We start from the raw sequence: 11,613 nt of genomic DNA, 5'->3' as shown, positions 1-11,613 counted from the left end.
TTGCCACTGGTTTTTAGGGTTTTTATCAGACTAACTTCCACTTGAATTAGCGATGGAACTTAGTTTGGGAATTTAGCCTTTAGAGCATTTTTTCATTCAAGAGCGCGGAATGATTTGAAATATGGTATAATAAAAGGGAATTTCTAGAGAAAAGAGAAGATTATGTCAAATTATGCCATTATTTTAGCAGCGGGTAAAGGGACTCGCATGAAATCTGATTTGCCAAAAGTTTTGCACAAGGTTGCGGGTATTTCTATGTTGGAACATGTTTTCCGTAGTGTGGGAGCTATTCAACCTGAAAAGACAGTTACAGTTGTAGGACACAAGGCGGAATTGGTTGAGGAAGTCTTGGCTGGACAGACAGAATTTGTGACTCAATCTGAACAGTTGGGGACAGGTCATGCAGTTATGATGACTGAGCCTATCTTAGAAGATTTGTCAGGTCACACCTTGGTCATCGCAGGGGATACTCCTTTAATCACAGGTGAAAGCTTGAAAAACTTGATTGATTTCCACATTAATCATAAAAATGTGGCGACTATCTTGACTGCTGAAACGGATAATCCTTTTGGCTATGGACGAATTGTACGTAATGACAATGCAGAGGTTCTTCGCATTGTTGAGCAGAAGGATGCTACAGACTTTGAAAAGCAAATCAAGGAAATCAACACTGGAACTTACGTCTTTGACAACGAGCGTTTGTTTGAGGCTTTGAAAAATATTAATACCAACAATGCTCAAGGAGAATACTATATTACAGATGTTATTGGCATTTTCCGTGAAGCTGGTGAAAAAGTTGGCGCTTATACTTTGAAAGATTTTGATGAGAGTCTTGGGGTAAATGACCGTGTGGCTCTTGCGACAGCTGAGTCAGTTATGCGCCGTCGCATCAATCATCAACACATGGTCAATGGTGTTAGCTTTGTCAATCCAGAAGCAACTTATATCGATATTGATGTTGAGATTGCTTCGGAAGTTCAAATCGAAGCCAATGTTACCTTGAAAGGGCAAACGAAAATTGGTGCTGAGACTGTTTTGACAAACGGTACTTATGTAGTGGATAGCATTATCGGAGCAGGAGCTATCATTACCAATTCTATGATTGAGGAAAGCAGTGTTGCAGATGGTGTGACAGTCGGTCCTTATGCCCATATTCGTCCAAGTTCAAGTCTGGGTGCCCAAGTTCATATTGGTAACTTTGTTGAGGTGAAAGGTTCTTCAATCGGCGAGAATACCAAGGCTGGTCATTTGACTTATATTGGAAACTGTGAAGTGGGTAGCAACGTTAATTTCGGTGCTGGAACCATTACAGTCAACTATGACGGCAAAAACAAATACAAGACAGTTATTGGTAACAATGTATTTGTGGGTTCAAATTCAACCATTATTGCGCCAGTAGAACTTGGTGACAATTCTCTTGTTGGTGCTGGTTCAACTATTACTAAAGATGTGCCAGCGGATGCGATTGCTATTGGCCGTGGACGTCAGGTCAATAAAGACGAATATGCAATACGCCTTCCTCATCATCCTAAAAATCAGTAGGAGCCTATCATGGAATTTGAAGAAAAAACGCTTAGCCGTAAAGAAATCTATCAAGGACCAATATTTAAATTGGTCCAAGATCAGGTTGAATTACCTGAAGGCAAGGGAGTTGCCCAACGTGATTTGATTTTCCACAATGGAGCTGTCTGTGTTTTAGCTGTAACGGATGAGCAAAAACTCATCTTGGTCAAGCAGTACCGTAAAGCTATCGAGGCTGTCTCTTACGAAATTCCAGCCGGAAAATTAGAAGTAGGAGAAAATACAGACCCTGTAGCAGCAGCCCTGCGTGAATTAGAGGAAGAAACAGCCTATACAGGGAAGTTAGAACTCTTGTATGACTTTTATTCAGCCATTGGCTTTTGTAATGAAAAGTTAAAACTATACCTAGCAAGCGATTTGACAAAGGTGGAAAATCCGCGTCCGCAGGATGAGGATGAAACCTTAGAAGTCCTTGAAGTGAGCTTAGAAGAAGCTAAGAAATTAATCCAATCAGGTCATATCTGTGATGCCAAGACAATTATGGCTATTCAGTATTGGGAATTGCACAAAAAATAGAGGAGGTCAGTATGGGTAAACCTTTATTAACGGATGAAATAATCGAAAGAGCTAATAGAGGCGAAAAAATTTCGGGTCCCCCTTTGCTAGATGATGAGGAGACTAAGATTTTACCAACCTCTTCTTCCCGTTTTGGTTATGCCAATCCTAAGGGGCATGGCTTTAGTCAGGAAACCTTGAAGATTCAGGTCGAACCGTCTATTCATAAAAGCCGTCGCATTGAAAATACCAAGAGAAATGTCTTCAATTCTAAATTGAATAAAATCTTATTCGCAGTCATCTTTCTCTTGATTTTGCTTGTGTTGGCAATGAAACTGTTGTAATAGAAAAGGAATTGAAATGAAAATAGGAATTATTGCTGCAATGCCAGAAGAACTGACTTATCTGGTCCAGCATCTAAAAAATGCCCAAGAGCAAGTTGTTTTGGGGAATACCTATCATACAGGAAGCATTGCCTCGCATGAAGTCGTTCTTGTAGAAAGTGGAATTGGTAAGGTCATGTCTGCTATGAGTGTAGCGGTTTTGGCTGATCATTTCCAGGTGGATGCTTTGATTAACACGGGATCAGCTGGGGCAGTAGCAGAAGGTATTGCTGTTGGGGATGTTGTGATTGCTGACAAATTAGCTTATCATGATGTGGATGTCACAGCTTTTGGTTATGCTTATGGACAAATGGCGCAACAACCGCTTTATTTCGAATCAGATAAAACCTTTGTTGCCAAAATCCAAGAGAGTTTATCTCAATTGGATCAAAACTGGCATCTTGGTTTGATTGCTACAGGAGATAGTTTTGTTGCAGGAAATGACAAGATCGAAGCGATTAAATCTCATTTCCCGGATGTTTTGGCTGTTGAGATGGAGGGGGCAGCTATTGCTCAGGCAGCGCATGCTCTGAATCTTCCAGTTTTAGTCATCCGAGCTATGAGTGACAATGCTAACCATGAAGCAAACATCTCTTTTGATGAGTTTATTATCGAAGCTGGACGTCGCTCTGCCCAAGTCTTATTAGCCTTTTTGAAGGCCTTAGATTAAGCGAAAATTTGACAGTTTTTCTAGCTTATGATAAGATTTAAGTAAAGAAAAGCTAGAAAACGTTTCAGAGGATATTATGAGTATTGAAATGACCGTCAGTGAGATTGCAGAGGTCTTAGGATTATCTCGCCAAGCAATCAATAACCGTGTCAAAGAATTACCAGAAGAAGACACAGATAAAAATGACAAAGGGGTAACAGTAGTTACCAGAAGTGGCTTAATTAAGCTAGAAGAAATCTATAAAAAAACGATTTTTGAAGATGAGCCTGTCAGTGAAGATGTCAAGCAACGTGAACTGATGGAGATTCTGGTCGATGAGAAGAATGCAGAAATTCTCCGCCTTTATGAACAATTAAAAGCAAAAGATCGTCAGTTATCAGAAAAAGACGAGCAGATGCGTATCAAAGACCGTCAGATTGCTGAGAAAGACAAACAACTAGATCAGCAGCAACAATTGACTCTTCAAGCCATGAAGGATCAAGAAAATCTTAAGCTAGAGCTGGACCAAGCAAAAGAAGAAGTCCAATCCACTAAGAAAGGCTTTTTTGCTCGTTTATTTGGAGGATAATCAAGGAGCTGTTTAGGTTAATGCTTAACCTGATGGCTTCTTTTGTTTCTAATACTCTTCGAAGATCTCTTCAAACCACGTCAGCTTCACCTTGCCGTAGGTATCTTAGGTATATGTAACTGACTTCGTCAGTCTTATCCACAACCTCAAAACAGTGTTTTGAGCTGACTTCGTCAGTCTTATCTACAACCTCAAAGCAGTGCTTTGAGCAACCTGCGGCTAGATTCTTAGTTTGCTTTTTGATTTTCATTGAGTATAAATAGTATAGTTGTTCAAGTAAAATAACAGTAGAGGAGAGGTATAAAATGGAACGATTAGAAGATTACATTGCTTTTGACTTAGAATTTAATCAGCACGAAGGACAAACACACCTGATTCAAGTATCTGCAGTGCGTTTTAGAGATGGTCAGGAAATCGATGCCTATGATTCCTATGTTCATACCAGTGTTCCCTTAAAAAGCTTTATCAATGGTTTGACAGGGATTACAGATGAGACCTTAAAAGATGCTCCCCCAGTGGAGGAGGTTATAAAAGAATTCCAAGCTTTTGTAGGTTCTTTGCCGATGGTTGGATACAATGCTGCTAAAAGTGATTTGCCTATTCTAGCAGAGCATGGTTTAGACTATAGCCAGCAGTACAAGGTGGATTTGTATGATGAAGCTTTTGAACGTCGGAGTTCAGATTTACATGGTATTGCCAATCTCAAGTTGCAAACTGTTGCCTCGTTTCTTGGATTTCAAGGTCAGTCTCATAATAGCTTAGAGGATGCTCGTATGACGGCGCGTGTTTACGAGTCTTTTTTAGAGTCAGATCAAGCTAGAGAATTGTTAGGAACAGAAAGTAGCCTAGCAAATAATCCTTTTGGAGGCTTGGACTTGTCTCAATTATTTGACTAGGAGTACCTATGAAACCTCAAAAACCTAAAAATCTAGGTTTTAAGCAGATATACTTTAATCTAGATAAAATACTCTTTCTTTTCTTTTTGACTTTCATGATGATTGAGTTTGTCTGGTTACCATCAAATTCTTGGATTGCTGGACTTTTGCTCCGTCAGACAGGTTATCTCTTTCTTTCCTACAACAATATTTTTGCTATTATAAAGGGTTCTCCCTTTGTTAGTCTTGCTTTATTTGTTCTGGTAATTGTTAATTTATTGGTCGCTTATTACCAGATAGGACTTCTCTTTATTGGTGCTCGGCACCTCCTCTATCATGAAAAGAGGACATTGCTGGAGTATAGTCGCAAGGTCTTTCGCCAAAGTTTCTTATTTATGAGGCAAGTGACGATTTCCAAGATAGCCTTTATTTTCTTTTATATCATGATGCTCTTTCCGTTGATTCGAAAGATTTTAAAGATTTACTACCTTAATAAAATTGTTATACCAGACTTCATCGTTGATTATGTGGAAGACAAGTATTGGCTAGTAGGTATAGTAGTTACTATTTTGGCTTTACTTCTGTTTTATATTTCAGTGCGTTTGATGTTTGCCCTACCTCAGCTTTTATTTGAGAAGAAAACAGTGAAAGAGGCGGTTAGATACAGTCTAGAGAAGACAAGAAAGCACTCCTGGTTTTATACTTGGAACTTGCTTTGGATTGTCGTCAAAACCTACCTATTTTTCATTCTTTTATTGATTCCAATATTAGCAAGTCAGGCATTGATGGATGGTCTGACCCATAAGGAATCTCTTGTGCTGGGAATGATCAACTTTGTTTTGATTAAAAATTTCCACTATATTGCCTTGACTTACTTTCTCATTAAGTTTGTTTCTTTCTTAACAGGAGAAGAATTAGAAATCACACCAAGGAGAAAGAAAGACCATTGGATGAGATGGGGAGTGATGGGCTGTGCCGCTATCTTTTTCGCTCTTGAGGGTTATGTTTATTTAGAAGCTCCAGTTGCCAATAAACCTTTAATCATCTCTCACAGGGGAGTATCTAATAAGAATGGTGTGCAAAATACAGTTCAATCTTTAGAAAAGACAGCTCAACTAAGTCCAGACTTTGTTGAGACGGATGTACAAGAAACAAAAGATGGCCAGTTTGTCATGATGCATGATGCCAATATCAAGAATCTGACGGGAGTTAATGCTAATCCTCAAGATTTAACCTTGGAGGAGTTAACCAAACTCGATATTTCAGAAAATGGTTATCATAGCAAGGTGTCTAGTTTTGATGACTATCTCAATAAAGCCAATGAATTGCATCAAAAGCTTCTTATTGAGATTAAAACCAGTCGAAAAGATAGCCCAGATATGATGAAACGCTTTATGAAAAAATATGGAACGGTTCTTAAGCAGAATGGTCACCAAATGCAGTCCTTGGACTATCATGTGATTGACCAGGTGTTAGCCTACGATTCTCAAATTCCAGTCTATTTCATACTACCTTATAATAGTATTTTTCCCAGAACCAAGGCTACAGGCTATACTATGGAGTATTCAACCTTAGATGAAAATTTTGTCAACAAGCTTTGGAATACCGATCAGAAATTGTACGTTTGGACTATCAATAGTTCAGAGTCCTTTGATAAATCTGTTCATTTGGGAGCAGATGGCATGATAACGGATGACTTGGAACTGATTCAAGACCAGGTTACTATTGCTCAAGAAGATCCAGAGTATACTGAATTGCTTTTCAAACAAGCTATGGAATTCTTTAATTTTTAGTAAGCAAAAAGAGGAACAGTTGTTCCTCCCACGATAGGCAAGTATTCTCTTGAATGCTTGTTTTTCTTATGCTTAGAATGGCAATTTCCCAGCGAAAGCACCCAGTTTTTTCTTGGTAGTTTCATCGATTTGTTCAAGAGCAGAGTTGATGGCTTGAACAGTCATATCTGAAAGAGTTTCAAGGTCTTCTGGGTCAACAACAGCTGGATTGAAGTCAATGCTGACAACTTTTTTGTCACCTGTTAAGGTCGCTTGAACAAGGTCTTGAGCAGATTTGCCAACAAATTGCATAGCAGCAAGTTCAGCTTGGCTTTGTTCCATTTGTTTTTGAAGTTTTTGTGCTTGGCGCATCATGTTTTGCATGTTCATCATGGTGATTTACAGTTTCCTTTTTCAATTATTTTCTTTTTTATTTTATCAATTTTAGAGTAAAAAGTCTATTATTAGTTTAAATTTAAAACATTAAATTTTCTGACAATTTATTGAAAAATGAGTGAAACCATGGTATAATGAAACGTAAAATGAATTCAGGTTTCCTGAGCCAATAGGAGTATACAATGAAAAAACTGGGTTTTGTCCTTTTATCTTCAGCCTTGCTATTGACAGCTTGTACTACTAACCAATCTAAGCCAAGCAATACAAGTGATTCATCTAAGGTGACAGCCTTGTCTGAAGACAAGCAAAAAATGCTTGATAAGGCCACTGCTGACTATAAGATTTTTGTGCAAGAGCAAATCGATAAACTGTTGACAGATACAGAAGGATTTGTCAAACTGTTGAAAGAAGGAAAACTAGAAGAAGCTAAGAAGGTCTATCCACTGATTCGTATGTCTTATGAGCGTTCAGAACCAATCGCCGAAAGTTTTGGAGAGTCAGATGTCAAGATTGACTTCCGTTTGGCAGACTACATGGACGAAAACAAGACAGAGGAAGGTTGGTCTGGTTTCCACCGTATCGAGCGTATCCTTTGGGAAGACAATACAACAAAAGGAACTGAAAGCTACGGTGATCAGTTGGTCAATGATATCAAGGAATTGAAAGCCAAGATTGCAACTGTGGATGTGGACTACAAGGTCATGTTAACTGGAGCTGTTGACTTGCTTAACGAAGTGGCAACAAGCAAGATTACAGGTGAAGAGGAAATTTACTCACATACAGACTTGTATGACTTCCGTGCCAATATCGAGGGAGCTGAGAAGATTTTCCAACTCTTTAAACCTTTACTTGAAAAATCAGACGCTAATCTAGTTAAAGAATTGGAAGCAGATTTCAAATCTGTTAATAGCTTGCTGGACAAACACATGACTGATAAGGAACACTACAAACTCTATACTGATTTGACAAAAGAAGATACTAAAGAATTGTCAGAAGCTGTGACAAAACTAGGCGAGCCTCTGTCACAAATGGGTAAATTTCTTAGTGGAGAATAAGAATCATGACTGAAAAAGACGAAAAGTTTTTTGAAAAGAAAATGGACCGTCGAGAATTTCTGAAAAAAGCAGGGATTGGAGGGGCTGGTTTAGCGCTAGGACTCTCTGGTGCTTCTGCTTTTTTCGCACCTAAGCTAGGAAGTCAGGAAAAAATCTCGTACGGAAATGAAAAAATTGCATTTTATGGCAAGCATCAAGCTGGGATTAGTACGCCCATGCAAAAGAATATCTATTTTGTTGTCTTGGACTTGCATACGACGGATAAGGATAAGATTATCCAGCTGTTCAAGGATTGGACGGATTATAGTGCCAAGTTGGTCGAGGGGGAACTAGTTAAAAAAGATGGACAGAATGCTCTCTTGCCTCCTAGCGATACTGGTGAAACAGTTGGACTCAATCCTCATCGTTTGACGCTGACTTTTGGTGTATCTGCCAGTTTTTTGAAAAAGATGAACTTGGAAAACAAGCGTCCTCAAGTTTTCAGAGATTTACCGCCTTTTCCTAAAGAGCAATTACGTGAAAAATATACTGGTGGGGATATTGTCATCCAGGCCTGTGCAGATGATGAGCAGATTGCCTTTCATGCTATTCGCAATCTTATCCGTAAGGGCAGAAATGCGGTGACCCTTCGTTGGAGTCAGTCTGGTTTTGCAGCTATCGGAGATCGAATGGAGACTCCGCGTAACCTCTTTGGTTTTAAAGATGGAACAGCAAATCCAACCAAGGAGAAAGACTTTGACCGCGTTATCTGGGCTGATAGTAAGGACTGGATGGAAAATGGATCTTATATGGCAGTTCGTCGGATTCAGATGTTTTTAGAGACCTGGGACCGCACTAGTCTCGAAGAACAAGAAAATACCTTTGGTCGTTACAAGGAAAGTGGTGCCCCCTTTGGTAAGAAAAATGAATTTGATGAAGTTGATTTGAGTCTTTTGCCTGATGATTCGCATGTTCGTTTGGCCAAGGAAGTGGATAAGCCACTTTTGCGTCGTTCTTATTCTTACTCAGATGGAATTGATGAAAAAACTGGCCAGTTTGATACAGGTTTGCTCTTCATTTCTTTCCAGAAGGATCCTGATAACTTTGTCAAGGTTCAAACCAATCTAGGTGCTACTGATAAGATGAATGAATACATCACTCACATTGGTAGTGGACTCTTTGCTTGCTTTGGTGGTGTAGAGAAAGGAGGCTACATTGGTCAGAAATTATTGGAGGGCTAGAAGCTGGTTCTTGGTTTTAGCCTTGTCACTTTTAATTCTTTCCCCAGTAGGTGCCCAAGAAAGCTTGAGTTCTTACTTTGTGAAAATCACTGATGCGTCCAAAGCGGTCAAAAATGGCAATCAGTCTGAGGCCCAGAAACTCGTTACGGAGATGGCAACAGATTTCGTAAGAGTAGAAGACAGTGATTCTGATGCTGGTAAGGTTGTCAAGAAAAAGTTAGCTCAATCAGGCGAGATTACTGAAGACAAACTTACTGAAATTTCTGCAGCTCTATTAGCTTTTGAAAAAGAACGAAATCCTGTTGACCTAGATGCGGAAAAAGAAAAATTGGTCAACCGTCTAATTCCTCGTTTTGAAGCGCTAGAACAGGCCATTACCTCCAAAGATTTGGACAAGGTTCGAGGAGCCTTTAAGAAAATGAATTCCACTTGGACCATCAATGAAAGTGTGGTCCGTGACAATAGTACGGCCCATTATGGACGTGTTGAAACTGCCATTTCCTTCCTGCGTAGTAGCATGGAAACCGAGCCTACGGATTTTAACTCCATCCAAACTTCCTTTGAGGACTTAAAAAAGGCTATTGATGATTTTGTAGCTGGAAAAGAAGTTGCAGCAACATCTTCTGATTTGAGCCTTAAAGATGGGATTGCCCTTTTGAAAAAGGCTTTGGAACAATTTCAAGCTGATGACCAAGCATCAGGAGCTGCTAGTATGAAGGAATTTATCACTATTTGGCCAACGATTGAAGGTTCTGTTAGCACGACCAATCCTTCCCTCTATACTCGAGTGGAAAGCGAGAGCCCTGTGATTATGGTCAAGGGAAGTGAGAATGAATACCAAGAAAAATTAGAAAAACTGATTGCAGATTTATCCCAAATTGATACCAGCGCACGTTACAATACCTTTGATGCCATGCTAATTCTTCTAAGAGAAGGTGTAGAAGCCCTCTTAATCGTTATGGCCTTGGTAACTACCTTGAAAGCAGCCAAGATGCGAAAAGGACTCAAGTGGGTTTATGGTGGTGCTATCACTGGAATCATGGCCAGTATTTTTATTGCTTTCATTCTGCAAATTGCTTTTCCAGCAGTGACATCAGGTTCCAATCGTGAAATTATCGAAGGAGCAGTTGGGATTTTTGCGGTAGCTATGATGATTTTGATTGGAATCTGGCTCCACAGCAAATCTTCAGTCAAAAAATGGAATGCCTTTATGGAGTCACAAATGGAAACAGTGACCAAGACAGGTTCCTTTATTTCCATGTTTGCCCTCAGTTTTCTAGCTGTTTTCCGTGAGGGAGCAGAAACCATTCTCTTTTATGTTGGGATTTTACCAAGAATTTCTATCTTTGAATTTGTCTTGGGAATTTCACTTGCCTTGCTTGTTCTTGTAATTATTGCCATCGTGATGAACAAGGCCAGTCAATTCTTCCTGCCACATAAAGTCTTCTTTATCCTGACTTGGATGATTTATGCTCTAGCCTTCAAGATGCTGGGAGTTAGTGTCCACGCTCTTCAGTTGACCAATATGGCACCTAACCACCTGCTGACAGGATTTCCAACAATCGACCTTCTTGGAATTTATCCAAGTTGGGAAGGCTTGGCCAGCCAGCTAATCTTTGTGGTTATTGTCTTGATTGTCACTTTTAGACAGGGTGAAGAATAAATGGATAGAAAAGAATTGACAATCGTTGAACATCTGGTAGAATTTAGAAAGAGATTATTGGCTGTAGTTATTTGTTTCTTTTTGGTATTCTGTGTCTCTCTGCTTTTTGCAGACCAGATTTACCAGTATGTGACCCAATCTTTTCAGCAAAAGTTGATTGTTTTAGGACCTAATGATATTTTATGGATTTACATTCGTTTGTCTAGTCTGATGGCCTTTACCATCACCTTACCTTACACAGTTTATCATATTTGGTCTTTCATCAAACCTGGTTTAAAGAAGGAAGAGGCTAGAGCGATTTTTGCCTATATTCCAGCTAGTTTCCTTTGTTTTCTAGTTGGACTGGCTTTTGGTTTTTACTTTGTAACACCAGCTATACTTCAGGTTTTATTAGGATTGGGAGAAGGATTATTTGAAACGCAGTTAACAGCCCAAAATTACCTGTCCTTTGTTTTTCAAACGACCTTGCCCTTGGCATTGATTTTTGAATTGCCGGTTATCATTGCCTTTTTGACGTCGATTGGACTCATTGGACCAGAATTATTGATTGCTTATCGCCGATACGCTTATTTTATCTTATTGGTACTTGCAGTCATTTTGACACCAGCCGACTTTGTCAGCGATTTGGCAATGACTGTTCCCTTGATCTTACTCTATGAATTGAGTATTGCTATCAGCAAACACATTATAAAACGCAAGCAGAAAGGAGAGAGAAATGGGAATCTTACGTGATATCGGAGCACCAGGATTGATTATCATCGTTTTAGGAGCTCTCTTGATTTTTGGACCAAAACGATTGCCTGAATTAGGTGAGTCAATCGGTAAAATGCTATCTGAATTTAAAAAAGCAGTTAAAGGAACTGAAAATCAAGATAAGGAAGGGTAAGACTTGTCTAATAAAAAAACTTTGTACTCTAGAAACCATTGTGTAGCTA

At 39.3% G+C, this 11,613-nt stretch carries 14 protein-coding genes; 12 read left to right on the top strand and 2 right to left on the bottom strand.

Annotated elements, in window-relative coordinates; translation table 11 throughout:
* Positions 1–162 precede the first annotated feature (162 nt).
* The 5 genes from glmU (at position 163) to rocS (ending at position 3,697) form a co-directional block, all read left to right on the top strand.
* The gene (glmU, locus tag M1F37_RS08090; RefSeq protein WP_247935409.1) at positions 163–1,542 is read left to right on the top strand and encodes a bifunctional UDP-N-acetylglucosamine diphosphorylase/glucosamine-1-phosphate N-acetyltransferase GlmU; all 1,380 of its coding nucleotides are present in this window, start codon (positions 163–165) and stop codon (positions 1,540–1,542) included.
* Between the two features lie 9 nt (positions 1,543–1,551).
* Positions 1,552–2,097: an NUDIX hydrolase gene (locus tag M1F37_RS08085; protein ID WP_247935408.1), complete on the top strand. Its 546-nt coding sequence runs from the start codon at positions 1,552–1,554 to the stop codon at positions 2,095–2,097.
* A gap of 11 nt (positions 2,098–2,108) precedes the next feature.
* Positions 2,109–2,420: a cell wall synthase accessory phosphoprotein MacP gene (macP, locus tag M1F37_RS08080; RefSeq protein WP_247935407.1), complete on the top strand. Its 312-nt coding sequence runs from the start codon at positions 2,109–2,111 to the stop codon at positions 2,418–2,420.
* A 16-nt stretch (positions 2,421–2,436) separates the two neighbouring features.
* Positions 2,437–3,129: a 5'-methylthioadenosine/adenosylhomocysteine nucleosidase gene (locus M1F37_RS08075; protein WP_247935406.1), complete on the top strand. Its 693-nt coding sequence runs from the start codon at positions 2,437–2,439 to the stop codon at positions 3,127–3,129.
* Between the two features lie 76 nt (positions 3,130–3,205).
* The gene (rocS, locus tag M1F37_RS08070) at positions 3,206–3,697 is read left to right on the top strand and encodes a chromosome segregation protein RocS (protein WP_000021242.1); all 492 of its coding nucleotides are present in this window, start codon (positions 3,206–3,208) and stop codon (positions 3,695–3,697) included.
* Positions 3,698–3,767: 70 nt separating this feature from the next.
* On the opposite strand, the gene M1F37_RS08065 is transcribed toward rocS, so the two are convergent.
* On the bottom strand, positions 3,768–3,947 hold the full coding sequence (locus tag M1F37_RS08065; protein ID WP_247935405.1) for a hypothetical protein: 180 nt from the start codon (positions 3,945–3,947) through the stop codon (positions 3,768–3,770).
* Positions 3,948–4,002: 55 nt separating this feature from the next.
* Here M1F37_RS08065 and M1F37_RS08060 point away from each other — a divergent pair, with 55 nt between their 5' ends.
* Positions 4,003–4,593, top strand: coding sequence for a 3'-5' exonuclease (locus M1F37_RS08060; RefSeq protein WP_247935404.1), 591 nt, complete (start codon positions 4,003–4,005; stop codon positions 4,591–4,593).
* An 8-nt stretch (positions 4,594–4,601) separates the two neighbouring features.
* Positions 4,602–6,365: a glycerophosphoryl diester phosphodiesterase membrane domain-containing protein gene (locus M1F37_RS08055; protein ID WP_247935403.1), complete on the top strand. Its 1,764-nt coding sequence runs from the start codon at positions 4,602–4,604 to the stop codon at positions 6,363–6,365.
* A 72-nt stretch (positions 6,366–6,437) separates the two neighbouring features.
* On the opposite strand, the gene M1F37_RS08050 is transcribed toward M1F37_RS08055, so the two are convergent.
* A complete protein-coding gene (locus M1F37_RS08050; RefSeq protein WP_000981526.1) occupies positions 6,438–6,737 on the bottom strand; it encodes a YbaB/EbfC family nucleoid-associated protein in 300 nt (99 codons plus the stop codon).
* Between the two features lie 185 nt (positions 6,738–6,922).
* Between M1F37_RS08050 and efeO the strand changes: the two genes are divergently transcribed.
* Genes efeO through tatA form a run of 5 tightly spaced genes read left to right on the top strand, consistent with a single transcriptional unit; the run spans position 6,923 to position 11,564 of the window.
* Positions 6,923–7,795 (top strand): iron uptake system protein EfeO, encoded by an 873-nt coding sequence (gene efeO, locus M1F37_RS08045; RefSeq protein ID WP_247935402.1) that lies wholly within the window; start codon positions 6,923–6,925, stop codon positions 7,793–7,795.
* 5 nt (positions 7,796–7,800) lie between these two features.
* On the top strand, positions 7,801–9,015 hold the full coding sequence (gene efeB / locus M1F37_RS08040) for an iron uptake transporter deferrochelatase/peroxidase subunit (protein WP_247935401.1): 1,215 nt from the start codon (positions 7,801–7,803) through the stop codon (positions 9,013–9,015).
* Positions 8,990–10,678, top strand: a complete 1,689-nt coding sequence (locus tag M1F37_RS08035; RefSeq protein ID WP_247935400.1) for an FTR1 family protein — start codon at positions 8,990–8,992, stop codon at positions 10,676–10,678. The genes efeB and M1F37_RS08035 overlap by 26 nt, the downstream gene beginning before the upstream one ends.
* Positions 10,679–11,410, top strand: coding sequence for a twin-arginine translocase subunit TatC (gene tatC / locus M1F37_RS08030; protein WP_247935399.1), 732 nt, complete (start codon positions 10,679–10,681; stop codon positions 11,408–11,410).
* Complete coding sequence (gene tatA, locus M1F37_RS08025) at positions 11,394–11,564, top strand: twin-arginine translocase TatA/TatE family subunit (RefSeq protein WP_247935398.1); 171 nt, start codon at positions 11,394–11,396, stop codon at positions 11,562–11,564. The genes tatC and tatA overlap by 17 nt, the downstream gene beginning before the upstream one ends.
* Positions 11,565–11,613 lie beyond the last annotated feature (49 nt).

This window comes from Streptococcus mitis, assembly GCF_023109105.1.
Lineage (GTDB): Bacteria > Bacillota > Bacilli > Lactobacillales > Streptococcaceae > Streptococcus > Streptococcus mitis_BW.
Note: the sequence above shows the minus strand (reverse complement) of the source record. Positions and strands in the feature narration are given on the sequence as shown.

Bases quoted from the DNA above. Each gene is read 5' to 3' on its own strand.
- glmU (WP_247935409.1), top strand. From the start codon at position 163: ATGTCAAATTATGCCATTATTTTAGCAGCGGGTAAAGGGACTCGCATG.
- M1F37_RS08085 (WP_247935408.1), top strand. From the start codon at position 1,552: ATGGAATTTGAAGAAAAAACGCTTAGCCGTAAAGAAATCTATCAAGGA.
- macP (WP_247935407.1), top strand. From the start codon at position 2,109: ATGGGTAAACCTTTATTAACGGATGAAATAATCGAAAGAGCTAATAGA.
- M1F37_RS08075 (WP_247935406.1), top strand. From the start codon at position 2,437: ATGAAAATAGGAATTATTGCTGCAATGCCAGAAGAACTGACTTATCTG.
- rocS (WP_000021242.1), top strand. From the start codon at position 3,206: ATGAGTATTGAAATGACCGTCAGTGAGATTGCAGAGGTCTTAGGATTA.
- M1F37_RS08065 (WP_247935405.1), bottom strand. From the start codon at position 3,947: ATGAAAATCAAAAAGCAAACTAAGAATCTAGCCGCAGGTTGCTCAAAG.
- M1F37_RS08060 (WP_247935404.1), top strand. From the start codon at position 4,003: ATGGAACGATTAGAAGATTACATTGCTTTTGACTTAGAATTTAATCAG.
- M1F37_RS08055 (WP_247935403.1), top strand. From the start codon at position 4,602: ATGAAACCTCAAAAACCTAAAAATCTAGGTTTTAAGCAGATATACTTT.
- M1F37_RS08050 (WP_000981526.1), bottom strand. From the start codon at position 6,737: ATGATGAACATGCAAAACATGATGCGCCAAGCACAAAAACTTCAAAAA.
- efeO (WP_247935402.1), top strand. From the start codon at position 6,923: ATGAAAAAACTGGGTTTTGTCCTTTTATCTTCAGCCTTGCTATTGACA.
- efeB (WP_247935401.1), top strand. From the start codon at position 7,801: ATGACTGAAAAAGACGAAAAGTTTTTTGAAAAGAAAATGGACCGTCGA.
- tatC (WP_247935399.1), top strand. From the start codon at position 10,679: ATGGATAGAAAAGAATTGACAATCGTTGAACATCTGGTAGAATTTAGA.
- tatA (WP_247935398.1), top strand. From the start codon at position 11,394: ATGGGAATCTTACGTGATATCGGAGCACCAGGATTGATTATCATCGTT.